The sequence below is a fragment of the Xanthomonas sp. F1 genome (assembly GCF_014199855.1).
Map to the genome: position 1 here is coordinate 50393 of NZ_JACHOK010000012.1, position 23422 is coordinate 73814.

Here is a 23422-nt window from a genome sequence, read left to right on the forward strand (position 1 = left end):
GCGGCGCGCGCTTTTACGAATCCCCAATCCCAAATCCCAAATCCCGCGGCGCGCCAGAGCGCGCCGCTAAAGGCCGTACTCGTCGAGCTTGCGATACAGGAGCTGACGATGGATGCCGAGCCGGCGCGCGGCCTCGGCGCGGTTGCCGTGGGCCTGGGTCAGCGCCGCCTGGATCATCTGCCGTTCCAGTTGCGCGATGGCCTGCGGCAGGGTCAGCGCGTCGTTGTCCAGCGCCGTGGGCGTCTCGGTCGACGGCGACGCCAGCAGGTCGTCCAGGTCGTGCGCCTCCACCACCGGCGCGCGCACCAGCACCTGGCAGCGCTGCATGGCGTTGCGCAATTCGCGCACATTGCCCGGCCAGGGATAGGTGCGCAGGCGCGCCTGCGCTGCTGCCGACAAGGTCTGCGGCGTGCTGGCGCCGGCGGCGAGGAAGTGCTGGGCGAGCAGCAGGATGTCGTCGCCGCGCTCGCGCAGCGGCGGCAGCTCGATCGGCACCACGTTGAGCCGGTAGCGCAGATCGCTGCGGAAACGCCCGGCGTCCACCGCCTGCAGCAGGTCGCGGTGGGTGGCGGCGATCACCCGCACGTCCACCTTCTGCGCACCACGCCCGCCCAACGGCGAGACCTCGCCTTCCTGCAGGAAACGCAGCAGCTTGGCCTGCATCGGCAAGGGCATGTCGCCGATCTCGTCGAGGAACAGGGTGCCGCCGTCGGCGTCGCGGATCAGGCCGTTGCGATCGCTCACTGCACCGGAAAACGCGCCCTTGCGGTAGCCGAACAGTTCGCTCTCCATCAGTTCGGCGGGAATCGCCGCGCAGTTGATCGCCACGAACGGCTGCGCGGCGCGGGCGCTGGCACGGTGCAGCGCGCGCGCCGCCAGCTCCTTGCCGGTGCCGGTCTCGCCGGTGATGAGCACTGGCAGGTCGGAGGCGGCAGCCAGGCCGATGCGCTTGTGCACGGTGCGCATCGCCGCACTGTGGCCGAGCAGCGCGTCGTCCTCCTCGGCCGGCATCGTCGGCGCGGCGTCCGGCGCATCCTCGCCGCGGCTGCGCAGTGCGCGCTCGACCACCTCGGCGATGTCGGCGCGACCCACCGGCTTGACCAGGTGATCGAAGGCGCCGAGCTTCATCGCCTCGATGGTGTTGCCGCTGGAGGCGTGCGCGGTGAGCATCACCAGCGGCACGCGCATCGCCTGCGCATCGTCCTGGCGCGCGCGCATCAGCGCGATGCCGTCCATGCCGGGCATGCGGAAGTCGACGAAGGCCAGGTCGATGTCGCCTTCGCGCAGGCGCGCCAGGCCTTCGCGCGGGTCGGCTTCGGCGATCGCCTCGTGGCCGAACGAACGCAGCGTGGCCTGCAGGGTGCTGAGGAAGGCCAGGTCGTCGTCGATGATCAGGATGCGCGCCATGGCAGCTCCAGGCTGAACTCGGTGACGCCGTCGCGATGCGCGTAGTGCGCCTCGCCGCCGTGGGCGCGGGCGATCTCGCGCACCAGCGCCAGGCCCAGGCCGTTGCCGTCGCTGCGGCCGCTGGCGAACGGTTCGAACAGATGCGCGGCCACCGGGGCCGGCACCGGGTCGCCGTGGTTGCGCACGCGCAGTTGCAGCACGTCGTCCTCGGCCTGCGCTTCCAGGGTCACGTCGGTACCGGCCGTGGCGTGCTGCAGGCCATTGCGCAGCAGGTTGTGCAGGGCGCGCGCGGCCTGTTGCGGATCCAGCATCCACTGCGCCGGCGCCGCCTGCAGGCGCAGCGCGATCGGCGGCGCCTGCCCGTCCCAATCGGCCGGGTCCAGCAGCGCCTGCAGCCACGGCTGCAGCGCCACCGGCTGCCGCTGCAGGCGGATCGGCTGGACCATGCCGAGCAGGCTTTCCACCACCCCGTCCAGGCGCTGGATCTGCGCCAGCATCAATTGCGCCTGGGCGTCGTCGACGCCGTCCGCGCGCGCGGCGATCTGGTTTTCCAGCGCCAGCCGCAAGGTCGCGATCGGGTTGCGGATCTCGTGCGCCACGGTCGCGGTCATGCGCCCGAGCGCAGCCAGGCGTTCGTGCCGCGACAGTTCCTCGCCGAGCCGGCGGGTCTCGGCCAGCGCCTGCGCACTGCGCTGCGCGTAGTCGGTGACCGCGGCGCCGAGCCGGTCCAGCTCCGGCGCGCCGGTGCGCGGGATCTGCGGCACCTCGGCCGGCGTCGCCAAGGCCTGCTGGATGCCCTGCAGGCGCTGGCTCCAGCGCCGCACCACCCACCCCAGCGCCAGCGCCGAGACCACCACCAGCGCCAGGATCAGCGCCAGACCCAGCGCCAGCGGCAGGCTGGCCGCGGCGTCGCTGGAGGCGACCCGGGTCATGGCCCAGGCCGCGGCATTGCGATCCAGCGGGCAGGCCGCGATCAGCAGGCTTTCGCGCTGCCCGTCGCGGCGGTAATCCACCGTGTGCTGCGCCTTCACCCCGCGCTGCGCGGCGGACACGATGACGTTGCGCTCGGCCGAGGGCACGTCGGTCTTGTGCTCGGTCCCGTCGTAGGTCGGATAGGCGTAGGCGACAAAGCCGCGCTGGCGGTCCCAGAAGCCGCCCTCCACGCCAGCGGCATCGGCCAGCACCAGCTGCGACACCACCGCCGCCAGGCCGGTGCCGTCGCTGCCGTGGGCGGCGGCGCTGGCGCCGTTGTAGCGCTGCACCATGCGCGTGCAGACCTCGCGCAGCCCGGTCTGCGCGCGCTCGCTGCGCACGCCCTCGCTGTGCCGGTACAGCCCGACCAGCACCACCGCCATGCCGACGCAGGCGGCGGCGATGACGATCCAGATCAGCAGCAGTTGCCGCAACAGCGAACGGGGCATGGCCTACCTTGGGCGCAACGGAAGAGGCGGAGCGAACCGCGGCGATCGTACCCGGATCGCGATGCGGCCACGACTCACAGGGTCCAACACGACGTCGCGCACAGTGCCAGGCGGGTGCAGACAGCGAGCAGGAACCGCAGCGGACGCGTGGTGCATGCGGAGTTCCGGCACCGTCCGCGCCGCGTGCGGTTGCCGCGCTCAGCGCAGGTTGGTCTTGACCAGCTCCAGCACCTCGTCGCCGCGCCCGCTCATCACCGCGCGCAGCAGGTACAGGCCCATGCCCTTGGCCTGTTCCAGCTTGACCGCCGGCGGAATCGCCAGCTCCTGGCTGGCCACGCGCACGTCCACCAGCGCCGGGCCGGGATGCGCGAACGCTTCGCGCAGGGCCGGCTCCAGTTGCGCCGACTCGTCCACGCGCAGGCCCAGGATGCCCATGGCGTTGCTCATCGCGGCGAAGTCGGGATTGCTCAGGTCGGTCCCGGTATCCAGGTAGCCGGCCGACTTCATTTCCATCGCCACGAAGCCGAGCGAGCCGTTGTTGTAGACCACCACCTTCACCGGCAGGCCGAGTTGGGCCATGGTGATGAAATCGCCCATCAGCATGGTGAAGCCGCCATCGCCGGACAGCGAGATCACCTGCCGCTGCGGGAACTGCGCCTGCGCGCCCAGCGCCTGCGGCATCGCATTGGCCATCGAGCCGTGGTTGAACGAGCCGAGCAGGCGACGCTGGCCGTTCATGGTCAGGTAGCGCGCCGCCCACACCGTCGGCGTGCCGACGTCGCAGGTGAAGATGGCATCGGCATCGGCCAGCGCATCGACCATGCGGGTGACGAACTGCGGATGCAGCGGCTCGCCGGGCGCCGAGGCCACCGCCAGGTCGTCCAGGCCTTCGCGCGCCTTGCGGTAATGGGCCAGCGACTTCTCCAGGAAACCGCGGTCCTCGCGGCGCTGCAACCGCGGCAGCAGCGCGGCGATGGTTTCGCGCACGTCGGCGGCGATGCCCAGCTGCAGCGGCGTGCGCCGACCGAGTGCGGCCGGGTCGTTGTCGACCTGCACGATGGTGGCGTCCTTGGGATAGAACTGCCGGTACGGGAAGTCGGTGCCGAGCATCAGCAGGGTGTCGCAGTTGAGCATGGCGTGGTAGCCGGAACTGAAGCCGATCAGGCCGGTCATGCCGACGTCGAACGGGTTGTCCCACTCCACGTGTTCCTTGCCGCGCAGCGCATGCACGATCGGCGCGCCAAGCGCGTCGGCCAGCGCCACCACCTCGTCGTGCGCGCCGGCGCAGCCGCTGCCGCACAGCAAGGTGGTGGCCTTGCTCGCCTGCAGCAGATCGGCCAGCTTCGCCACGTCGGCGTCGGCCGGCAGGATGCGCGGCGCGGCCAGCGCCGGCCACGTCGTCGGCGTGCCCTTGGGCATCTCCTGCAGGGCCACGTCGCCGGGAATCACCACCACCGCCACGCCACGGCGCAGGATCGCGGTGCGCATCGCCCGCTGCAGCACCTCCGGCATCTGCGCCGGGTTGGTGACCAGTTCGACGTAGTGGCTGCACTCGCGGAACAACTCCTGCGGGTGGGTCTCCTGGAAGTAGCTCAGGCCGATCTCCGAGGACGGGATGTGCGCGGCGATGGCCAGCACCGGCTGGTGGCTGCGGTGGCAGTCGAACAGGCCGTTGATCAGATGCAGGTTGCCCGGCCCGCAACTGCCCGCGCAGACCGCCAGCTTGCCGCTGACCGCGGCTTCGGCACCGGCGGCGAACGCCGCCACTTCCTCGTGGCGCACATGCATCCACTCGATGCTGTCCATCTGCCGCAGCGCGTCGGTCAGGCCATTGAGGCTGTCGCCGGTGACGCCCCAGATCCGCTCCACGCCTGCGCTGTGCAGGGTTTCGGCGAGCAGGCGGGCCATGGTCTGCTTGGACATACGTGCTGATCTCCGGGTGGGGATCAGCATGTTGGCACCGCGCGCGTTACCGACACGTGGCGCCGACGGCATGCGCATGCGCCTGCCGAACGCGCGTTCAGCGCACGGTGCGACTAGTCTTGGCGGCGTGCAGCGGCCGCGTCGCGCGCTGCATCGCCTGCATCGCCTGCATCGCCTGCATCGCCTGCATCGTCCTCGTGGTAGCCGCCTGGCGTGGCGGCCTTGCCATAAGCCCCGCCTGCATGCTCGCCCGTGGCGCCGTAGGTGCCGGCCTGGCCCAGGTTGGGCTGGCTGCGCCCGCTACGGTCTTCGCCGTGGTCCTGTGGCGCATGCGTCCGCGGCGGCGGCATGGACTGCGACGGTACGTCGCGGTCGCGGCCGCGCGGCACGCCGCTGTCGGCCGAGACATCGCCCTGCTCGCCGCGATACGCCGCCTGGCGTACGTCATGCGTACCGGTGGGAGGTGAAGTGCGCTGGGCCATGACGATCTCCTACAAAGGCGTGAGAATGCGTCACGCTAAGGCGGCATGCGTTAGCCGACCCGCAAGGCACCATGAAGAGCACGCGAGCAAGCGCGATGCTGTCGACCCCCACGACCACACCGTCCGCACGCGACATGCACGCCTGCGCCACCCGTGCTGGCCGACGCTGGCGGCTCCTTCCGCACTGGAGACTCACGATGCCCGGTCTATTCTGGAAACTGGCGCTGGCCGGCACGGCCTTCGCCGCGATCCGCGCCTACCGCCGTCAGACGCACGCCGCCTCGTCCGAAACGGCGTCTCCCGCCCCGGGTGCGGTCGCCGACGACGTCCGCGCCACGCCGCCGCACGGCGATACCCTGCAAGCCACCGAGCGCGCGTCGACGACCGCCGCGGCGGACGATCCGGACGGCGCCGTCCCGGCCTGACCTGTGCGACGCGCAGCGGCATGCCGCGCTCATCGCCGGCACGCCGCTCGTGTTATCGGCACTCGTGTGAACGTCCGGGTCAGCCTTCGGGGCGGTCGTGCGACTCGCGGCCATCGCCATCGCGGGCGTTGCGCGCACGCAGTTCCTCGCTGGCCTTGCGCGCCAGTTCCTCGTACTGGCGGCGGATCTCTTCCAGCCGCTTTTCGTCCAGCTCTTCCAGATCCAGCAACTCGTTGCTGGCCTTGGCGCTGACCCGGATCAGCTCGTCGAGCTTGATCTGCATGGCCGCGGTGTCGGCATTCTGGGTGTGCTGGATCAGGAACACCATCAGGAAGGTAATGATGGTCGTGCCGGTGTTGATGACCAGTTGCCAGGTGTCGTTGAAGCCGAACACCGGGCCGCTGAGGCCCCACACCAGCACGATGCCCAGCGCGATGCAGAAGGTCCAGGGCGTGCCGGCGGCATACGACGCCTTCTTGGCGACGACATTGAACAGCTTGGCAGGTTTCATCGCAGGCCCTCGCGCAATGGGAGACGCCTGCACCGCCGCCAGCGTCTGCAGGCGGCTAAGGATGATCGACCGCCTTCCGTGAGCGAGACGTGCATGTGACGCCAGCGCCGAGCCAACGAAAAAGGCGGGGTTGCCCCCGCCTTCTTGCTGTCTGCGTGCCGTGCTCAGCCGGCCTGTTGCGTCGCCGGCTGCAGCGCGCGCACCGGGCGCGGCCGGCTCGGGAAGGCGTGGCGCAGGATCCGCCACACCACCTGGCCGAACTGCTTGGGCAGCGAGCCGGTGTTGTAGTGCTGGCCGTAGCGCGCGCAGATCTCGCGCACCTGCACCGCCAGCGCCGCGTAGCGGTTGGCCGGCACGTCCGGGAAGAAATGGTGCTCGATCTGGTGGCTGAGGTTGCCCGACAGCACGTTCAGCAGCTTGCCGCCGGCCAGGTTGGACGAACCGCGCAACTGCCGCAGGTACCAGTGCCCGCGCGACTCGTTCTTGATCGAGTCCTTGGGGAAGGTCTCGGCATCGGCGGTGAAGTGGCCGCAGAAGATGATCACGAACGTCCAGATGCTGCGCAGCACGTTGGCGGTCAGGTTGCCCAGCAGCACCGGCAGGAAGAACGGGCCGGCCAGCGCCGGGAACAGGATGTAGTCCTTGAAGATCTGCCGGCCCATCTTGCGCCCGACCGGCAGGAACGTACGCTTCAATTCGCCGCGCTTCATCTTGCCGGCCAGCCAGCGGCCCAGGCGCAGGTCCTGGATCGCCACGCCCCATTCGAACAGCAGCGCGAACACCACCGCGATGAACGGCTGCGCCAGGTAGAACGGGCGCCAGCGCTGCTCGGGGAAGATGCGCAACAGGCCATAGCCGATGTCGTCGTCCATGCCGCGCACGTTGGTGTAGGTGTGGTGCTTGAAGTTGTGGGTCTTGCGCCAGTTGTCGCCGGTGGCGACGATGTCCCACTCGTAGGTGTTGCCGTTCAGGTGCGCATCGCCCATCCAGTCGTACTGGCCGTGCATCACGTTGTGGCCCAGTTCCATGTTCTCCAGGATCTTGGACAGGGTCAGCAGCAGCACGCCGGCGATCCACGCCGGCACCAGCACGCTGTGCACGAAGGCGCCCAGGAACAGCAGCGCACGGCCGGCCACGCCGGTGTAGCGCACCGCGGCGACGATGCGGCGGATGTAGCGCGCATCGCGCGCGCCCAGGTCGGCCAGGGTGCGCGTGCGCAGCGCATCCAGTTCGTCGCCGAAGGCCTGCAGTTCGGCCGGGGTGAGTGCGCGGTTGCGGGGAGCCGCCATGGGGAAGTCCTCAGAGGTCCAGGGTCAGGTCGCTGCTGGCGCTGTTGACGCATAGCTTCAGCGAACCGGGTTCGGCGGCGTGCGCGCCGCTGAGCAGATCACGGGTAACGCCGGCCTGCTTGCCGCAGGCGCAGCTGTTGCAGATGCCCATGCGGCAGCCGTGCTTGGGCCGCAGGCCTTCGGCCTCCAGCGCGCTGAGCAGAGACTGGCCGCGCGGCAGTTGCAGCACGCGGCCGCTGCGCGCCAGGGTCACCGCCACGGTGCCCTGCTCGACATCGGCCGGGGCCGGCGGCGGGCTGAACGCTTCGGCCTGGAAGCGCGCCACGCAAGGCTGCAGGCGCGCACGCGCGGCCTGCACGAAACCGCCAGGGCCGCAGGCCAGCACCTGCGCCTGCCCCAGGTCGCCCAGGGATTCCAGCGGCAGCGTGTCCACGCGCGGCGCCGGCGTCTCGCCTTCGCCGGTGATGGCCAGGTGCAGGCGGAAGCGCGGATGCGCCGCAGCCAGCGCCTGCAGTTCGTCGCGGAAGCAGACCTGGTCGTGGCGCCGCGCCCAGTACAGCAGGTCGACGTCGGCCGGCATGCCGGCATCGGCCAGTTGCCGCAGCAACGCGCGCATCGGGGTGATGCCGCTGCCGGCGGCCAGCAGCAGCCAGCGGCCGTGCGGCGCGGTCGGCAGCACCATCTCGCCATAGGCCTGGCCGAGTTCGAACACCTCGCCGATGCGTGCGGCGCCGGCCAGATACTGGCTGACCCGGCCGCCGTCCACGGTCTTGACCGTGATCGCCAGGCGCCCACCCGGCAAGGGCGTGGGGCTGTAGCTGCGCAGCAGCCGGCGGCCGTCGATCTCCACCCCCAGCTCCACGTGCTGGCCGGCGCGCAGGCCGCGCCAGTGGCGGTTGGGCTGCAGCACCAGGGTCACCGCATCGCTGCTGGCGGCCTCGCGCTGCACCAGGCGCGCACGCGGGCGCTGCCAGGTCCACAGCGGATGCAGCCGGGTCGACCAGAAATCGAACACGTCCGGCTTGACCCAGGCGCGCAGGGCGCGGGCGGCGGGGCGGGGCTTGGCGGGACGGCGGGCAGCGTTCATGGGTGTCCACTATACAGGTGAAGATACAGATGTCTATACAGTTGTGCATTCAGCAATGGCGGTATCATCCCTCATTGCCTGGCACGGTCTGCCCATGACGACGATCTCCCCTCCTCCGTCCACGGACATCCCGAGCGTCCGCAAAGGCGCGATCTCGCGCGAGGACCTGCTGGCGGCGGCGCTGAAGCTGATCGGGCCGCACCGCAGCGTGTCCACGCTGAGCCTGCGCGAGGTCACCCGCGAGGCCGGCATCGCCCCCAACAGCTTCTACCGCCAGTTCCGCGACATGGACGAGTTGGCGGTAGCGCTGATCGACCTGGCCGGCAGCTCGCTGCGCACCATCATCGGCCAGGCGCGGCAGCGCGCCGCCGGCAACCGCCGCAGCATCATCCTCAGTTCCGTGGAGACTTTCATGGAACAGTTGCGCGCCGACGACAAGCTGCTGCACGTCCTGTTACGCGAGGGCACGGTCGGCTCGGACGCGTTCAAGCACGCGGTCGATCGCGAGCTGAATTATTTCGAGGACGAACTGCGGGTGGACCTGATCCGCCTGGCCGCGCTGGAAGGCGCGCCGCTGCACGAACCGGCGCTGGTGTCCAAGGCGATCACCCGGCTGGTGTTCGCGATGGGCGCCACCGCGATGGACCTGCCGCCGGAAAAGGATCCGGAACTGATCCGGCAGATCACCGCGATGCTGCGCATGATCATTGTCGGCGCGCGTACGCTCGCCGCCAGCTGAATTCGCGGCGCGACGGCGTCGCTACCGCAGACAGTGACCGGCACGGGCGCTTGCCCGCATCGTGACATGCCGGCGACATGGCCTTGGCCCTGGCTTTACCTGCGCCTGCCCACCCTCGTTGGACACTCCCCCAACGAGGCATGCACATGGCCGTTCCCAACTACCCGTCGCCGCCGTTCAAAGCACAGCAGCAGTCCTTCCCCGGCAAGACCCAGGCCATGGATCCGAAACCGGACCATGGCGAAGACAGCTATGTCGGCCACGGCCTGCTGCAGGGCAAGCGCACCCTGATCACCGGCGGCGACAGCGGCATCGGTGCGGCGGTGGCGATCGCCTATGCCCGCGAGGGCGCCGATGTCGCCATCGCCTATCTGCCCGACGAGCAGGACGATGCCGAGCGCATCGCCACGCTGGTCGAGGACGCCGGCGTGCGCGTGCTGCTGCATCCCTGCGACATCAGCGATCGCGCACAGGCCGAGACCTTGATCAGGACGGTGGCCGAGGCCTTCGGCGGCCTCGACGTGCTGGTCAACAACGCGGCCTACCAGCGCTATTTCCACAGTTTCGACGAGATCACCCTCGACGAGTGGGAGAAGACCTTCGCCACCAACGTGCACGCGCCGTTCCATCTGGTGCGCCTCGCGTTGCCGCACATGCCCGAGGGCGGTTCGATCATCAACACCGCCTCGGTGAACTCGAAGAAGCCCACCCCGAACATCCTGCCGTACTCGGCGACCAAGGGCGCGTTGGCCAACCTGACCATCGGCCTGGCCGGCCTGCTCGCCGAGAAGAAGATCCGGGTCAATGCGGTGTTGCCTGGTCCGATCTGGACCCCGTTCATCCCCACCGGCATGGACGAGGAATCGGTGCGCACCTTCGGCGAGCAGACCCCGTTCGGCCGCCCCGGCCAGCCGGCGGAACTGGCCTCGGCGTATGTGCTGCTGGCCGCCGATACCTCGAGCTACACCTCGGGCACGCTGCTGACGATTTCGGGTGGAGCGGTGACGCTGTAGCGCGGGGATTCGGGAGTGGGGAATCGGGAATGGGAAAAGCACCGTGAGCTGGCAATGCCGTAGGAGCGGCTTCAGCCGCGAGAGGCTTTCCCAAGTTGTCTCCGCGGCAGTTCCCCACACGCACGCACCGCACTACGCGATGCACTGCCTGCTGCCACACCGGCAGCAAGCCATGGATTGATCGCACTCTCACGTAGGAGCGGCTTCAGCCGCGGCCGGCGTTCCTGGGAATGCCTGTCGCGGCTGAAGCCACTCCTACAAGAGCACGTATCTAAGCACCATTCGACTCGCGCATCGCACGCATCGCCATCTGTGCACATCTCCTCACGCCACATATCGCATGGCATTCACCTTGCGCTGCAACCGCTCTAACGGCGACGGGGCTAGCGTGAGTCCCACAGGGGAAAAACACACGGACGCGCGATGCGATGCACGTTGCGTCGCGCACAACATCTGGAGCGATATCCATGACCCGAAGCAACACCGAACGCTTGTTGAAGTGGCTGCAGGACGCCTACGCGATGGAGCAGGAGGCCAACACCATGCTCACTGCCACCGCCGGCCGCCTGGAACACTACCCGCAGCTGAAGGCGCGCATCGAGCAGCACGTGAACGAAACCCGCGATCAGTCCGAGCAGGTCAAGCGCTGCATCGAAATCCTCGACGGCTCGATCCCCACGATCAAGGGCACGGTCGCCAGCGTCATAGCCTCGGTGCATGCCGCCGGCAATTCGATGATGAGCGACGAAGTGGCCAAGAGCCTGGGCGTGAGCTATGCGTTCGAGCATATGGAGATCGCCAGCTACCGTTCGCTGGTCATCGCCGCCAAGGAAGCCGGGCAGACCGAGATCGCCGACATCTGCGCCGCCATCCTCGACCAGGAAATCGCCATGGCCGAATGGCTGATCGAGCACCAGGAGGCCACGATCCTGGCATTCCTGAAGCGCGAGCGCACCGAAGGCGAAACCGCCAAGCACTGAGCGCCGTCACACACGACACGACGCGCGCGCATTCCCCCGCAACACCACCATCCATCACCGGAGACTCCCATGGCCGTCAAGACCATCGACGAATTGTTCATCCACGAACTGTCGGACATCTACAGCGCCGAGAAGCAGCTCACCAAGGCATTGCCGCGCCTGGCGCGCGCCTCCACCAACCCGGCGCTGCGTGCTGCATTCGAAGCGCACCTGGAAGAAACCCAGGGCCAGATCGACCGCATCGACCAGATCGTCGAAAAGGGCAACCTGCGCCTGAAGCGGATCAAGTGCGCCGCCATGGAAGGCCTGGTGGAGGAAGGCAAGGAAGTGATCGAGTCGATCGAAGCCGGTCCGGTGCGCGATGCCGCGTTGATCGGCGGCGCGCAGAAGGTCGAGCATTACGAGATCGCCTCCTACGGCACGCTTGCCGCCATGGCCAAGCAACTGGGCATGGACGATGCGTTGAGCCTGCTGCTGGAAACGCTCAACGAAGAGAAGTCCACCGACGAGAAGCTGACCCTGCTCGCCGAACAGGGCGGCAACGAAGAAGCAGCGCGCAAGCGCAAGGCGGCCTGACCGCCCCGGCCGCGGCCCGCCAACGCGGGTCGCGGCGTCCCAGACGCCCAACCCCCACGCGCGGCCGCCGGTCGCGCCATTGCGTCGTCGCGACGTTCGGGCGGTACTCCAGGAGAAACTCATGTTCATGCACAACAAGCGACTGATGTACACGGTGCGCGTGGCCCAGCCCGATCCGGCGCTGGCCTCGCTGATGCTGGAGCAATTCGGCGGCCCGCAAGGCGAGCTCGCGGCGGCCATGCGCTACTTCACCCAGGCCATCGGCGAGGTCGACCCCGGCCGCAAGGACCTGTTGTACGACATCGCCACCGAGGAACTCAGCCACCTGGAGATCATCGGTTCGATCATCGCCATGCTCAACCAGGGCCCGAAAGCGGTAATGTCCGAAGGCATGGCCGAGGCCGAGGACATGCGCAACCTCACCCTCAACAACAATACCAGCCAGACCCAGCAGATCCTCTACGGCGGCGGCCCGGCCTTGGTCAATTCCAGTGGCGTGCCGTGGAGCGCGGCCTACGTGGACAGCATCGGCGAGCCGACCGCCGACCTGCGCTCCAACATCGCCGCCGAGGCGCGCGCCAAGATCGTCTACGAGCGCCTGATCAATGTCACCGACGATCCCGGCATCGTCGATGCGCTGACTTTCCTGATGACCCGCGAAGTGGCGCACCAGAAGTCGTTCGAGAAGGCGCTGTACTCGATCGAGCCGAACTTCCCACCGGGCAAGCTGCCGGGCGATCCGGCCTTCACCGACCGCTACTACGACATGTCGCAGGGCGACGGCGACATGCATGGACCCTGGAACAGCGGCAGCCAGTGGGAAGCGATCGCCGACCGCAATCGTCAGGTGGCGGTGGACGGTGGCAGCGGCGTCCCCAGTGTCGGGCTGAGCGAGCTGGAACAGAGTGCGGTGCAGGCACTGGCAGCGCGCACACTGTCGCAACCGGACAGCGACCCGACCACCGGTGCCGACCTCGGCGCCGGACCGGGTGCCGGCTCGACCAAGGGCAGCGTGGCGCGCTAGCGCTCCATCCTCCCCAACCCAGCCGACCACACGCCGCGGTGCAGTTGCATCGCGGCGTGTGCGTATCTGGCGATGCCGCGGCGGCCGCGCGGAGCTGCTTGATCAGCGAAGAGTGGTTTGCCGCATTCTCGACCGCTGCGCGCCTTGCCCGCGGCCCAAAGCGACGCATGCGCTAGTCAACGCGGGTTCCTCGCACTCGCCGCGCGTTCCTAGGCGCGTTCCGCGCTGTGCGTCCGAACGGCCTTGGTACCGGCCACACCTGCTCCACGCCTGGTCAGCCACGGATCATCCCAGGATCGACCGCGAACCTGGCGTTGCCGTGCATGGAAAGACCTTTGGCACATCAGGCACTGCAATAGACCAACGCCGCGACGCTAGCGTAGATGGGCCGAAGTGCCTGGACGCTGGCGTGTGAATCGAAATGTCCGCCAACGCCATGCGCAGCACCGCGATCAATCGCCGGTTTGCTGATGCGGCGCGTGCACCGGCTTGGATTGCGGGGAATCCTTCTGGCGCAGCCAGATGGTCAACACCACCAACGCGAACACGGCCAGGAACTCGCTTTGCCAGTTCTGCATCGATTCGAACCAGAACTGCGCGCCGCTGACGTGTTCCCAGAAGGATGGTGGCGGCTGGTGCTGCATCGCCTGCTCGGCCACTTCGTGACGCCAGCTGCCCAGCGCATGCAGCACGAAGCTGAGCAAGAACAGGATGCCGAAGGCCAGCGCCAGCGAACGCTCGTACAGCGCCAGCCAGAGGCCGCCGGCGCGCACCGGCCAAGGCACCGGGCCCGGCGCGACAGTGTCGTCTTCCTGCGCCGGCGACAGCGGTCGCGATTCGGCCGATCCCCACTGGCGCAGCTTCACCGTCAGCACCACATACATGCCCATCTGCAGGAACTCGCTCTCCCAGTTCTCGAACAGTGCGCCGATGAAATGCCCGCTGTGCAGGTACTGCCACATCGGCAGCGCCGCCAGCCCCTGCTGCCGCAGTTCCTCGTTGTAGGCCTGGTGACCACTGAGCGCCTGGCCGACCATGAACAGCAGGCTCAGCGCCAACAACACGATCGACAGGCTATTGCGTTTCCAGAACATGGAATCGGCTCTCCTCCACGCGCCGCGATGCCGGCGCGCCCTCGTTGCGACCATAGGCAGCGATGGGCAAAGAATGGATGAAGAAGGTGCCGCACACGCCTATGCTGCCGAGCGATGCCACCACCTGTAGGAGCGGCTTCAGCCGCGACGGGCGTTACCGGGAATGCCGTCGCGGCTGAAGCCGCTCCTGCAAAAGCGAGGCCGCCACGCCGCATTGGCTCAGAACTCTTCCCACTCCGCGCTGTCCGCCGGCACGCCCTGGATCGGGCGCGGCTTGGCCGCGGGCGGCCGCATGGAGGCCGCAGGCTTGGGCTTGGCGGCAGCGACGGCACGCACCGCCGGTCTGGCCGGCTGCGGCCTTGCCGTGGGGGCCGGTGCCGCGCTGACGGCGGCGCCGCCGGCGAGGCGGAACACCGCCACCGCACGCGCCAGTTCCGCTGCCTGGTCTTCCATGCTCTTGGCCGCCGCGCTGGCTTCTTCCACCAGCGCCGCGTTCTGCTGCGTGCTCTCGTCCAGCTGCATCACCGTCTTGCTGACCTGGTCGATGCCCGCGCTCTGTTCGGCGCTGGCCGCGGAGATCTCGGCCATGATGTCGGTGACCCGCTTCACCGAGGCGACCACCTCGGCCATGGTGGTGCCGGCGCGGTTGACCAGGGTCGAGCCCTGCTCCACTTCCTGCACGGAGTCGGAGATCAGGGTCTTGATCTCCTTGGCCGCGGCGGCCGAGCGCTGCGCCAGCGAGCGCACTTCCGAAGCCACCACCGCGAAGCCGCGGCCCTGTTCGCCGGCGCGCGCGGCTTCCACCGCCGCGTTCAACGCCAGAATGTTGGTCTGGAAGGCGATGCCGTCGATCACGCCGATGATGTCGGCGATGCGCGCCGACGCGGCACTGATCGAGGCCATGGTCGTCACCACTTCCTCGACCGCGCGGCCGCCGTTCTCGGCCACCTCGCCGGTGCTCAGCACCAGCTGGTTGGCCTGGCGCGCGCTGTCGGCGTTCTGCTTGACCGTGGAAGTCAGCTCCTCCATCGAGGCGGCGGTTTCTTCCAGGCTGGCCGCCTGCTGCTCGGTGCGCACCGACAGGTCGCTGTTGCCGCTGGCGATCTCGCTGGCGGCGGTGTTGATCGAGCCGACCGCGCGCTGGATGCCCTGCACAATGCCGGTCAATTGTTCGGCGGTGCGGTTGGCGGCATCGGCGAGCTTGCCGAACGCGCCTTCGTAGCGCACGTCAACACGCTGCGACAGATCGCCATCGGCGATCGCGCCCATGATCCGGCCGACGTCGGCCAGGCCGCTGTCGGCCTGGCGCATCAGCCGGTTCAGCGCTTCCACCATTTCCTTGAACGCGAACTCGTAGCGCGCCTCGTCGCCGCGCGCGCTGAAGTCGCCGCGGGCGGCCGCATCGGCCAGGCGCGCGATGTCGCCGTTGACCGCCGACAGGTTGGTCTTGACCACGTCCAGCGCCTCGTGCAGCGCGGCGCGCTGCCCCGGCAGGCGGCGCATGTCGCGGCGCAGGTCGCCGCGGCCGTACTCGTCCATGATCGCCATGGCCTCGACGATGGCGTCCAGGTGTTCGAACAGCGCCGTGTTCATGCCATGCGCCAGCGTGCCGTAGTCGCCCGGGAAGTCTTCCGGCATGCGGTGGCTGATGTCCTCGCCCTGCTGCAGCCGCACCAGGGTCTGCATCTCGCCGTTGAAGCGCTGCAACTGGGTCTGCATCTGCTGCATGCTGGCCATCAGCTGCCCGGTTTCGTCGCGCGACTCCACCTTGATCGGATTGTCGAAACGGCCGGAGGCGATCGCCTCGGCGGTGCGCGTCGCGCCGCGCAGCGGCGTGACGATGGCACCGGCGATCAGCCAGCACAGGCCCACCACCAGCACCACCAAGCCGCCGCCGATCACGGCGAGGATCTTGGTGAAGCCCATCGCCTCGGCCTGGATGTCTTCGGCATACACGCCCATCGCCAGGACCCAGTTCCATTGCGGGTACAGCGCGCCATAGCTGATCTTCGGCAGCTGCACCGACTTGCCGGGCTTAGGCGCGGTGTAATAGCTGAAACCGTCGCCGCTACGCACCGTGCTCACGATGTCGCGGTAGACGTATTCCCCGGCGTCGCTCTTGTAGTCGCTCATGTCGGCGCCGACCGGGCGCTTGGGATGCATGATGACGTGCATCTGCGGGTTGATGACGAAGAAGTAATCCACGCCGCCATTGGTTCTCATGTCGGCGAGCGCGCCCTTCGCCGCCGCCTGTGCCTGCGCCTCGGTCATCTCGCCGCGCTTGGCCAGGTTGGCATAGTGCTGAATGACGCTCATGCCCATGTCGACCTGGGTCTTGACGGTCTGCTTGCGCGCATCGACCAGGTTCAGATACTGCAGGCGTGCGGCAGCGACCGCGAGCAGGATCACGCCGAGCGCGATCAGCGTGCACAGCACGACGAACTTGCGTGCCATCGGCAGATTGGCGATACGGCGGCGCAGGAACTGGATGGGAGTCATGGTGTCAGGAAAAACCCTAAAAACGGACTCTGGTATCGGCCCGCATGCAGTCGAACTTGAACGGCCGCGGGTTGAACAAGATGAACGGGCAACACAGTTCCGCGCTGAAGACGTTTTCAGTCACGCCATCGCCGCATCCAGCGGTGTCGGGTCTGCGTGCGGCGCGGCGGTGTGCGGCTCCCACACCAGGCGATGGAAGTCGAAGCCGTGCTGCAGCCGCGGCTTGACCACGTTGAAGTACGGCGACACGTCGAAATCGCGCGGCAGCGTCAGGCTGGGATGGCGCGGATACAGGATCTCCGCGTCTTCCACGGCTTCGCTGTCCACCGGCGGCGTCTGGTCGATCTCCGGCAGGATCGGGTAGCGGATCGCCCCGAAGGCCTGTGCCAGCAGCGTCGAGCAGATCGCCCGGGTCGGCTCGCCACTGCCCAACTCCAGGAAGCGACGCTTCACCGACGACGGCAGCGGCGGCGTGCGGATCAGATAGCGCGCCAGATCGAAGATGTTCTTCAGGTCGTAGCTGTTGCCGACCCGCGAGACCATGTACTCCACCACGGTCTCGATCTCCTGCGCACTCAACCCGACCGGGCGGCAGATGCGCGTGTGCAGGCCAGCGAACTCGCTCAGCCCGACCAAGCGCACGCCGACATTGATGTCGACATCGCAGAACAGCGGCGCTTCCTCGCCGGGAAGCGCGGCCACATGGTCGCCGATGTACAGCGCCGCGTGCGACCAGGTGGACTGGCTCAGATACTTGATGGCGGTGGAGAAGCGGCTGTTGCCCTCGACCAGCAGTACGTCGCCCTTGCGCAGCGTGGCGCGCAGCAGGTGCGGCGGGCTGGTCGGCAGCTGCGAGCCGTGGCGGCGCGGCTTGGACAGGAACTTGGCCAGGTGGCGGCCCAGCAAACGTGGCAAGGACAGCATGCGCGTTCCCCCCGGGGGACGGCCGCTTCGGCGAAACGGCTTCGCTAACAGGGATGGCGGCCTTGCACGGGATTTCTTGAATGGCGTGCCAGCGCCAGCGCACGGCTCACGGTTGCCGCAGGATCGACAGCTCCACGAACTGCGCGCTGCTGGAACGCAGGTAGACCGCATAGCGACCGCGGCCCGGCACTTGCACCAGGAAGCGGTCTCCCGGCACGGGTTCCAGCTTGTCGACCACAGCCGCGCCCAGCGGTGCGATGCGCAGCCGCACCCTGGCATCGTCCTGCGCTGGCGTGAGATTGGCGATGGTCAGCGCGCCGTCGAAGAGCGTGCGGCTCTCGCCCGGCAGCAGGCTCAGCATCCCCGACATGGCCGCGGCCTTGGCATCGCAGGCGCCGGCCTGCGCCTCGGCCAACTGCCGCTGCAGCGGCTTGACCTCCACGTACTGCACGAAGCCGTAGGTCGCGCCGATTACCACCAGCACCGCCGACACCTCGGCGGCGGTGCGCTTGAACGAGAGTCCTTGCCACCATGTCTGCGCCGGCGGGGGCGGCGCCTGTCGGGTCGTTCGGGCCATCCGTCACGGTATCGGCGCCCTCGCTCCCATGTCTGCCAGCATTGCTTGCACTGCAAAGGCAGGGCACCTTCGTCTACGTGGCGATCCGGGATCCACACAGCACTTCCCGAGCTGCGGCGCACGCAGGCGCCCTCCCGACCCGGCATGCCCGAGGCGGCTACACTCCCGCTCCCCGCCCCACACGGACGCCTCGATGCGCGACCTCAGCCCGCTGCCCTCCATCGCCCTGGGTCGCTACCGCCACTTCAGGGGCGGCGAGTACGAGGTGCTGGGGGTGGTCCGCAGCAGCGAAACGCTGGAACCGCTGGTGCTGTACCGGCCGCTCTACGGCGAAGGCGCGATGTGGGTGCGGCCGTACCCGATGTTCGTCGAGCAGGTGGAGGTCGACGGCGTGCGGCGCCCGCGCTTCGCGCTGCTCGACGCGGACGCCTGACCGATGCGGGCGATGGCCGCGGCCACGCCTGAGCCGACGCGCTAGCGCTTTGCCGCGCTGTCCACGTCGCTCTTGGTCGCGGCGTGATCCTGCGCCGGACGGTTGCGGTTCTTCTTGGCGCGCGTCACCAGATACAGCATCGCGGCAATGAGCAGGACGAACAGTCCGGCGACCCAGGGCATCAGCGTGGTGTCCATTCGACATTCCAATTCGGTTGCACAGCGGTCACCACACCACACACGTAGTGAAGGCCTTGGCTAGCGCGTGAGCGACGTCGGCGCGACGCGTGCCTCGCGTACGTACGGCAACCGGATGCATCTGCCCTGACGCGTCTCGTCGGCGGCCCTGGCGACGGCCCTCGCGACACGCCCGGGCATCGCTCGGGTTTGTCACCCAACGCCTCCACATGCCGCGGCTACCGCGCTGTCGGTGACGGCGATGCCTGGCGGAGGCGTTCGTGGCGAATGCCCCCGTGGGGGCACGTCTTCGAGACGCACTGGTGTACCGGCTGGCGAGCCACCAGACCTGCCGGGTGTGGGCCAGATCCAATCGAGATACATTGACATACGCCCTGTACGCAAATAACGTACGCCGCGTATGTGAGTGAGATCCCCCGATGCACCAGCGCCGCAGCCGCCGCGAGATGATCGAGACCACCCGCGCCAGCCTGCTGGCCGCGGCACGGCAGGCATTCGCCACACACGGCTTCGCGCATACCTCGATGGACGTGTTGACCGCCGAGGCCAGCCTCACCCGCGGCGCGCTTTACCACCACTTCGGCAGCAAGGAAGGCCTGCTGATCGCGGTCATCGAGCAGATCGAGGCCGAGGTCGGCCTGCGCCTGCAGGCGGTGTCCGACGCCGCGCCCACACCGTGGGAGGGCTTCCGCCGCCGCTGCCGTACCTATCTGGAACTGGCGCTGGAGCCGGAGATCCGCCGGATCATCCTGCAGGACGCGCGCGCCGTGTTCGGCGACGTGCCGCCGGCGGCGCAGTCGGTGGGCATCACCGCGCTGCAGGCGGCGCTGGAAGCCTTGATCGCCGCCGGCACGGTGGCGCCGCTGCATGCCGGGGTGATGGCACGCATGCTCTACGGCGCGATCACCGAGGCGGCGTTCTGGATCGCCGAGCCCGACGCCGACCTGCATGCGCGGCTGGCCGATGCGCTGGACGCACTAGAGCGGCTGCTCGACAGCCTGCGCACGCGCTGACCCCGCAGCGCTTCCCGCTTCATCCCCCACCCAGGACCACGCACATGCACTGGCGCAACACCGCACAGCGCTTCGGCGCCCTCGCCAAGCTGTTCCACTGGACCACCGCCGCCGCCTTCATCGGCGCCTATGCAGTGGTGTACTACGTCATCTGGTTCATGGACGACACCTCGGACGCGTCGCTGCCGGTGCTCAACCTGCACTGGGTGCTGGGCCTGCTGGTCGGGTTCCTGGTGCTGCCGCGGCTGCTGTGGCGCTGGCTGGACGTGCAGCCGGACGATCCGCCGGGCTCGGCGCTGGAACACCGGCTCGCGCACCTGGCGCACGTGGGCCTGTACGCGCTGTTGATCGTGATGCCGCTGACCGGCTACATCGGCACCGGCGCGCCGACCGACCTGGGTCTGTTCCGCATCCCCGGCTTCAACGAGACCGCGCTGTTCGCCTGGATCAGCCGCACCTGGCACCTGAGCTGGGAGGCGTTCGAAGCACCGATCGACGTGGTGCACCACTTCATCGGCAAATGGATCGCCTGGATGGTGGTGCTGCTGCACGTGGCCGCCGCGCTGTTCCATCACTGGGTACGGCGCGACGCGGTGCTGACCCGCATGCTGCCGGGGCGCGTGACGCGTGTGCGCGGCGACGTGCCGCCGCCTGAGGCAGAGCGCGCCTAGCGTAGCTCGGGCACCTGCGCCGCGCGGGCCACGGCCTCCCCCGACGCCAGCGGCCAGCGCACCTCGAACCGCGTGCCACCGCCGGCCGGCAGGCACAGCGCATCGCCGCCGTGCGCCACCGCGATGGCCTTGACCACCGCCAGGCCCAGGCCGCTGCCACCGCTCTTGCGCGAGCGCGAGGGATCGCCGCGGCGAAAGGCGTCGAACACGCGCGCGGCGATCTCCGGCGCAATGCCAGGGCCGCTGTCTTCCACGAACAGCACGCATTGGCCCGCGTCCGCCTGCACGCCCACCCGCAGCGGGCCCGGCTCGGCGTAGTGCTGCGCATTCTCCAGCAAGGCCATCAGCGCCTGGCGGATGCGCACCGCATCGCACAGCACCGGTGTGCGCAGCGCCAGCGTGGATTCCAACACCAACCCGCGCGCGTCCAGGCTGGCCCCGAACGCATGCAGCACCGCCTCCACTTCCTGGGCCAGATCGGCCGGCGCCGGCTGCAGTTCCAGGTGCCCGCTGTCGGTGAGGCTGAGCACGCGCAGGTCCTCGATCAGCCGGTTCAGGCCTTCGATCTGCCGCAGCAGGCTCTCGAACGCCGCCACATCCGGCGCGAACACGCCCTCGGCCAGGCCCTGCAGGCGCCCGCGCAGGATCGTCACCGGCGTGCGCAATTCATGAGCGACGGCGGCATTCCAGAACGCGCGCTCGCGGGTCATCGCCTGCAGGCGATCGGCCATGGCGTTGAAGTCGCGCACCAGTTGCGCGGTCTCGCCCAGCGCATGCGCGTCCATGCTGGCGCGCGCATGCAGATTGCCCTGGGCGACTTCACGCAGGCTGTGCGCCACCGAGTTCAACGGGGTCAGGATGCGCCGCGACAACCGCACCGCCACCGCCACCGCGATCGCCACGGCCAGTGCCGCGGTGGCGCCGATCCACATCATCTCAACGCGCGACGGCACCCAGGTGTCGGAGATGCTGTTGGGCTGGTAGGCCGCCGCCAGCGCATAGAACACGTAGGAACCGACCACCGACAGCAGGATGATCCACAGCGCCAGCGCGCCCAGCGACAGGATGACCTGGCGGCGCAGCCCGGGGGCGCGGCTCATGCGCCGGTTCCGAAGCGATAACCGACGCCGCGCACGCTGGCCGGCGTACCCTGCACGCCCAGCGCTTCCAGCTTCTTGCGCAGCTTGCTGATATGGCTGTCGATGGTGCGCTCCTGGGTGTCGCCTTCCGGCAGGCACGCGTCGAGCAGCTCGGCGCGGCTGAACACCCGCTTCGGCGCGCGCATCAGCCGCACCAGCAGCTTGAACTCGGTGAGCGTGAGATCCAGCGCGTGCCGCTGCTCGCCCACGCGCACGCTGGCTTCGTGCTGGTCCAGGTCGACGTGGCAGGCGCCCACGCGCAGGCTCCGCGCCTCGTCGACGCTGTTGCCGCGGATGCGCCGCAGTACCGCCTGCACCCGCGCCACCACCTCGGCCGGGTTGAACGGCTTGACCACGTAGTCGTCGGCGCCCAGGCGCAAACCCATCAGCTTGTCGATGTCCTGGTCCAGCGCGGTGAGCATGATCACCGGGGTCTCGCCACGGTGGCGCAGTTCGGCCAACACCTTCCAGCCGTCCACCGCGGGCAGCTGCACGTCCAGCAGGATCAGGTCCGGGTCCAGCGCCAGGTGCAGTTCCAGCGCGGCGCGGCCGTCGGCGGCGTGGACGCTGCGCAGCCCGCTGCGTGCCAGATAGGCGACGAGGATCTCGGCGATCTCGCTCTCGTCTTCGGCGATCAGGACCAGCGGCGCGGACGCGGGCGCAGTGGCGCCCGGAGAGGAAACGGACATGGCGTGGCGGCGAAAGGCGCGTCGGCCCGGACGGGCGGATCTCCATCATATCTCCACACAGCATCGAACGCCGCGCAACCCGCGGCCGCGACCATGCACGGCTTTGGCGTCCGCCGCATCCGCGGCGGCAGCGACGAGGCACGAGGCATGGGCATGCGGCAACAGGTACGGACTCTGGGAATCGGCGGGGCGCTGGCGTTGGCCCTGGCTGGCTGCGGCGGCGGCGCGCAGCCGCAGGCGGTGGCCGCGCCGGTGCAGGTCACCGCGGTGACCCTGCGCCCAGCGCCGATGACGGTGAGCGTGGACCTGCCCGGGCGCGTGGCCGCGGTGCGCAGCGCGCAGATCCGCCCGCAGGTCGGCGGCATCGTGCAGCGCCGCTTCTTCGAGCAGGGCGCCGACGTGCGGCGCGGCGATGCGCTGTTCCAGATCAACCCGGCACCGTTCAAGGCCGAGATGGACACCGCCGCGGCCGCACTCCACCGCGCCCAGGCCGCGCAGGTGCTGGCCGACGTGCAGCATGCCCGGCTACAGCGGCTGGTCGAATCCAGCATGGTCAGCCGGCAGATGTACGACGATGCCGTCTCGCAGCGTACCCAGGCCGCCGCCGCGGTCGCCGAGGCCAAGGCGACGCTGTCGCGGCGGCGCCTGGACCTGGCCTTCGCCACCGTCGATGCGCCGATCGACGGCCGCATCGACCAGGCGCTGCTCACCGAAGGCGCGCTGGTCTCGCCCAGCGACAGCGCACCGATGGCGGTGATCCAGCAGATCGACCAGGTCTACGTCGACGTGCGCCAATCCGCCGCCGACCTGGATCCGCTGGACCCGGCCGCGCGCGCGCAGGCCGCCGGCGGCGACGGCCTGCCGGCGCAGATCCTCGACCGCAGCGGCACGCCCTCGGGGCTGAGCGGGCGCGTGCTGTTCTCCGGCATCAACGTCGATGCCGGCACCGGCGACGTGCTGCTGCGGATCCTCGTCGACAACCCGCAGCGGCGCCTGCTGCCCGGCATGTACGTGCGGGCGCGGGTGCCTCGCGCCCACTACGCGCAGGCGCTGCGCGTGCCGCAGCAGGCGGTCACCCATGTCGGCAAGCGCGCGCAGGTGTGGATGCTGGACGCCAATGCGCAGGTACGCAGCGCGACGGTGCAACTGGGCGAACTGGTGCAGGGGCACTACCGTGTCGTCGCCGGCCTCCAGGCCGGGCAGCAAGTGGTGGTCGAAGGCATCGACCGGCTCAGTGCCGGTACTCGGGTCAAGGCACGCGCGTGGCAGCCGCCGGCGGTCGCCACCGCGGCCGCGGACTGAACCGGGG

At 69.1% G+C, this 23422-nt stretch carries 24 protein-coding genes; 10 read left to right on the top strand and 14 right to left on the bottom strand.

The features are described from left to right. Window positions 1-66 precede the first annotated feature (66 nt). The 4 genes from GGR71_RS19195 to GGR71_RS19210 all read right to left on the bottom strand — a co-directional run bounded on the left by GGR71_RS19195 (window position 67) and on the right by GGR71_RS19210 (window position 5233). Entirely contained in the window at window positions 67-1407 is a 1341-nt protein-coding gene (locus GGR71_RS19195) for a sigma-54-dependent transcriptional regulator (RefSeq protein WP_160961847.1), read from the bottom strand. Beyond that, window positions 1392-2828, bottom strand: a complete 1437-nt coding sequence (locus GGR71_RS19200; RefSeq protein WP_160961849.1) for a sensor histidine kinase — start codon at window positions 2826-2828, stop codon at window positions 1392-1394. Before GGR71_RS19200 ends, GGR71_RS19195 begins: the two co-directional genes overlap by 16 nt. Window positions 2829-3026: 198 nt before the next feature. Continuing rightward, window positions 3027-4736, bottom strand: coding sequence for a ubiquinone-dependent pyruvate dehydrogenase (poxB, locus tag GGR71_RS19205; RefSeq protein WP_184452245.1), 1710 nt, complete (start codon window positions 4734-4736; stop codon window positions 3027-3029). A 128-nt stretch (window positions 4737-4864) separates the two neighbouring features. Then, complete coding sequence (locus GGR71_RS19210) at window positions 4865-5233, bottom strand: hypothetical protein (protein ID WP_160961853.1); 369 nt, start codon at window positions 5231-5233, stop codon at window positions 4865-4867. A gap of 197 nt (window positions 5234-5430) precedes the next feature. On the opposite strand from GGR71_RS19210, the gene GGR71_RS19215 reads away from it, so the two are divergent. After that, window positions 5431-5658, top strand: a complete 228-nt coding sequence (locus GGR71_RS19215) for a hypothetical protein (protein ID WP_160961855.1) — start codon at window positions 5431-5433, stop codon at window positions 5656-5658. Window positions 5659-5737: 79 nt separating this feature from the next. Here the strand turns inward: GGR71_RS19215 and GGR71_RS19220 are convergent, their stop codons facing one another. The 3 genes from GGR71_RS19220 to GGR71_RS19230 form a co-directional block, all read right to left on the bottom strand. Beyond that, window positions 5738-6169, bottom strand: coding sequence for a low affinity iron permease family protein (locus tag GGR71_RS19220; protein ID WP_160961858.1), 432 nt, complete (start codon window positions 6167-6169; stop codon window positions 5738-5740). Between the two features lie 164 nt (window positions 6170-6333). Next, complete coding sequence (locus tag GGR71_RS19225; protein WP_160961860.1) at window positions 6334-7458, bottom strand: fatty acid desaturase family protein; 1125 nt, start codon at window positions 7456-7458, stop codon at window positions 6334-6336. A gap of 10 nt (window positions 7459-7468) precedes the next feature. Then, window positions 7469-8545, bottom strand: coding sequence for a ferredoxin reductase (locus GGR71_RS19230; protein ID WP_160961862.1), 1077 nt, complete (start codon window positions 8543-8545; stop codon window positions 7469-7471). 94 nt (window positions 8546-8639) lie between these two features. On the opposite strand from GGR71_RS19230, the gene fabR reads away from it, so the two are divergent. The 5 genes from fabR (at window position 8640) to GGR71_RS19255 (ending at window position 12877) form a co-directional block, all read left to right on the top strand. Further along, window positions 8640-9284: an HTH-type transcriptional repressor FabR gene (fabR, locus tag GGR71_RS19235; RefSeq protein ID WP_160961864.1), complete on the top strand. Its 645-nt coding sequence runs from the start codon at window positions 8640-8642 to the stop codon at window positions 9282-9284. 146 nt (window positions 9285-9430) lie between these two features. Continuing rightward, window positions 9431-10297, top strand: coding sequence for an SDR family oxidoreductase (locus GGR71_RS19240; RefSeq protein WP_160961867.1), 867 nt, complete (start codon window positions 9431-9433; stop codon window positions 10295-10297). Window positions 10298-10764: 467 nt separating this feature from the next. Continuing rightward, window positions 10765-11277, top strand: coding sequence for a ferritin-like domain-containing protein (locus GGR71_RS19245; protein WP_160961869.1), 513 nt, complete (start codon window positions 10765-10767; stop codon window positions 11275-11277). 69 nt (window positions 11278-11346) lie between these two features. After that, window positions 11347-11853: a YciE/YciF ferroxidase family protein gene (locus GGR71_RS19250; RefSeq protein ID WP_160961871.1), complete on the top strand. Its 507-nt coding sequence runs from the start codon at window positions 11347-11349 to the stop codon at window positions 11851-11853. A gap of 121 nt (window positions 11854-11974) precedes the next feature. After that, a complete protein-coding gene (locus GGR71_RS19255) occupies window positions 11975-12877 on the top strand; it encodes a manganese catalase family protein (RefSeq protein ID WP_160961873.1) in 903 nt (300 codons plus the stop codon). A gap of 452 nt (window positions 12878-13329) precedes the next feature. Here GGR71_RS19255 and GGR71_RS19260 read toward each other — a convergent pair whose 3' ends face one another. The 4 genes from GGR71_RS19260 to GGR71_RS19275 all read right to left on the bottom strand — a co-directional run bounded on the left by GGR71_RS19260 (window position 13330) and on the right by GGR71_RS19275 (window position 17971). Beyond that, window positions 13330-13971 carry a DUF6766 family protein gene (locus GGR71_RS19260; protein ID WP_160961875.1) on the bottom strand — a complete coding sequence of 214 codons (642 nt, stop codon included), beginning with the start codon at window positions 13969-13971 and terminating at the stop codon, window positions 13330-13332. A 219-nt stretch (window positions 13972-14190) separates the two neighbouring features. Beyond that, window positions 14191-16452: a methyl-accepting chemotaxis protein gene (locus tag GGR71_RS19265; RefSeq protein WP_237474438.1), complete on the bottom strand. Its 2262-nt coding sequence runs from the start codon at window positions 16450-16452 to the stop codon at window positions 14191-14193. A 138-nt stretch (window positions 16453-16590) separates the two neighbouring features. Further along, a complete protein-coding gene (locus GGR71_RS19270) occupies window positions 16591-17394 on the bottom strand; it encodes a YiiX/YebB-like N1pC/P60 family cysteine hydrolase (RefSeq protein WP_160961879.1) in 804 nt (267 codons plus the stop codon). A gap of 106 nt (window positions 17395-17500) precedes the next feature. Continuing rightward, window positions 17501-17971 (bottom strand): hypothetical protein, encoded by a 471-nt coding sequence (locus GGR71_RS19275; RefSeq protein WP_237474432.1) that lies wholly within the window; start codon window positions 17969-17971, stop codon window positions 17501-17503. Window positions 17972-18164: 193 nt separating this feature from the next. Between GGR71_RS19275 and GGR71_RS19280 the strand changes: the two genes are divergently transcribed. Further along, the gene (locus GGR71_RS19280) at window positions 18165-18404 is read left to right on the top strand and encodes a DUF1653 domain-containing protein (protein WP_160961882.1); all 240 of its coding nucleotides are present in this window, start codon (window positions 18165-18167) and stop codon (window positions 18402-18404) included. Between the two features lie 41 nt (window positions 18405-18445). On the opposite strand, the gene GGR71_RS19285 is transcribed toward GGR71_RS19280, so the two are convergent. Further along, the gene (locus tag GGR71_RS19285) at window positions 18446-18601 is read right to left on the bottom strand and encodes a hypothetical protein (protein WP_017910105.1); all 156 of its coding nucleotides are present in this window, start codon (window positions 18599-18601) and stop codon (window positions 18446-18448) included. Between the two features lie 419 nt (window positions 18602-19020). Between GGR71_RS19285 and GGR71_RS19290 the strand changes: the two genes are divergently transcribed. Both GGR71_RS19290 and GGR71_RS19295 read left to right on the top strand, forming a co-directional pair. After that, window positions 19021-19614, top strand: a complete 594-nt coding sequence (locus GGR71_RS19290) for a TetR/AcrR family transcriptional regulator (RefSeq protein WP_160961884.1) — start codon at window positions 19021-19023, stop codon at window positions 19612-19614. Between the two features lie 44 nt (window positions 19615-19658). Next, window positions 19659-20285, top strand: coding sequence for a cytochrome b (locus GGR71_RS19295; protein WP_160961886.1), 627 nt, complete (start codon window positions 19659-19661; stop codon window positions 20283-20285). On the opposite strand, the gene GGR71_RS19300 is transcribed toward GGR71_RS19295, so the two are convergent. Then, window positions 20282-21385: an ATP-binding protein gene (locus tag GGR71_RS19300; RefSeq protein ID WP_048491441.1), complete on the bottom strand. Its 1104-nt coding sequence runs from the start codon at window positions 21383-21385 to the stop codon at window positions 20282-20284. The genes GGR71_RS19295 and GGR71_RS19300 overlap by 4 nt on opposite strands. Next, window positions 21382-22113, bottom strand: coding sequence for a response regulator (locus GGR71_RS19305; RefSeq protein ID WP_160961888.1), 732 nt, complete (start codon window positions 22111-22113; stop codon window positions 21382-21384). The genes GGR71_RS19300 and GGR71_RS19305 overlap by 4 nt, the downstream gene beginning before the upstream one ends. Window positions 22114-22206: 93 nt before the next feature. Between GGR71_RS19305 and GGR71_RS19310 the strand changes: the two genes are divergently transcribed. Continuing rightward, entirely contained in the window at window positions 22207-23415 is a 1209-nt protein-coding gene (locus tag GGR71_RS19310) for an efflux RND transporter periplasmic adaptor subunit (protein ID WP_237474433.1), read from the top strand. Window positions 23416-23422 lie beyond the last annotated feature (7 nt).

Bases quoted from the DNA above. Each gene is read 5' to 3' on its own strand.
- poxB (WP_184452245.1), bottom strand. From the start codon at position 4,736: ATGGCCCGCCTGCTCGCCGAAACCCTGCACAGCGCAGGCGTGGAGCGG.
- GGR71_RS19260 (WP_160961875.1), bottom strand. From the start codon at position 13,971: ATGTTCTGGAAACGCAATAGCCTGTCGATCGTGTTGTTGGCGCTGAGC.
- GGR71_RS19195 (WP_160961847.1), bottom strand. From the start codon at position 1,407: ATGGCGCGCATCCTGATCATCGACGACGACCTGGCCTTCCTCAGCACC.
- GGR71_RS19275 (WP_237474432.1), bottom strand. From the start codon at position 17,971: ATGGCCCGAACGACCCGACAGGCGCCGCCCCCGCCGGCGCAGACATGG.
- GGR71_RS19200 (WP_160961849.1), bottom strand. From the start codon at position 2,828: ATGCCCCGTTCGCTGTTGCGGCAACTGCTGCTGATCTGGATCGTCATC.
- GGR71_RS19255 (WP_160961873.1), top strand. From the start codon at position 11,975: ATGTTCATGCACAACAAGCGACTGATGTACACGGTGCGCGTGGCCCAG.
- GGR71_RS19290 (WP_160961884.1), top strand. From the start codon at position 19,021: ATGCACCAGCGCCGCAGCCGCCGCGAGATGATCGAGACCACCCGCGCC.
- GGR71_RS19300 (WP_048491441.1), bottom strand. From the start codon at position 21,385: ATGAGCCGCGCCCCCGGGCTGCGCCGCCAGGTCATCCTGTCGCTGGGC.
- GGR71_RS19280 (WP_160961882.1), top strand. From the start codon at position 18,165: ATGCGCGACCTCAGCCCGCTGCCCTCCATCGCCCTGGGTCGCTACCGC.
- GGR71_RS19285 (WP_017910105.1), bottom strand. From the start codon at position 18,601: ATGGACACCACGCTGATGCCCTGGGTCGCCGGACTGTTCGTCCTGCTC.
- GGR71_RS19245 (WP_160961869.1), top strand. From the start codon at position 10,765: ATGACCCGAAGCAACACCGAACGCTTGTTGAAGTGGCTGCAGGACGCC.
- GGR71_RS19220 (WP_160961858.1), bottom strand. From the start codon at position 6,169: ATGAAACCTGCCAAGCTGTTCAATGTCGTCGCCAAGAAGGCGTCGTAT.
- GGR71_RS19295 (WP_160961886.1), top strand. From the start codon at position 19,659: ATGCACTGGCGCAACACCGCACAGCGCTTCGGCGCCCTCGCCAAGCTG.
- GGR71_RS19210 (WP_160961853.1), bottom strand. From the start codon at position 5,233: ATGGCCCAGCGCACTTCACCTCCCACCGGTACGCATGACGTACGCCAG.
- GGR71_RS19240 (WP_160961867.1), top strand. From the start codon at position 9,431: ATGGCCGTTCCCAACTACCCGTCGCCGCCGTTCAAAGCACAGCAGCAG.
- GGR71_RS19310 (WP_237474433.1), top strand. From the start codon at position 22,207: ATGCACGGCTTTGGCGTCCGCCGCATCCGCGGCGGCAGCGACGAGGCA.
- GGR71_RS19250 (WP_160961871.1), top strand. From the start codon at position 11,347: ATGGCCGTCAAGACCATCGACGAATTGTTCATCCACGAACTGTCGGAC.
- GGR71_RS19305 (WP_160961888.1), bottom strand. From the start codon at position 22,113: ATGTCCGTTTCCTCTCCGGGCGCCACTGCGCCCGCGTCCGCGCCGCTG.
- GGR71_RS19230 (WP_160961862.1), bottom strand. From the start codon at position 8,545: ATGAACGCTGCCCGCCGTCCCGCCAAGCCCCGCCCCGCCGCCCGCGCC.
- GGR71_RS19225 (WP_160961860.1), bottom strand. From the start codon at position 7,458: ATGGCGGCTCCCCGCAACCGCGCACTCACCCCGGCCGAACTGCAGGCC.
- fabR (WP_160961864.1), top strand. From the start codon at position 8,640: ATGACGACGATCTCCCCTCCTCCGTCCACGGACATCCCGAGCGTCCGC.
- GGR71_RS19215 (WP_160961855.1), top strand. From the start codon at position 5,431: ATGCCCGGTCTATTCTGGAAACTGGCGCTGGCCGGCACGGCCTTCGCC.
- GGR71_RS19270 (WP_160961879.1), bottom strand. From the start codon at position 17,394: ATGCTGTCCTTGCCACGTTTGCTGGGCCGCCACCTGGCCAAGTTCCTG.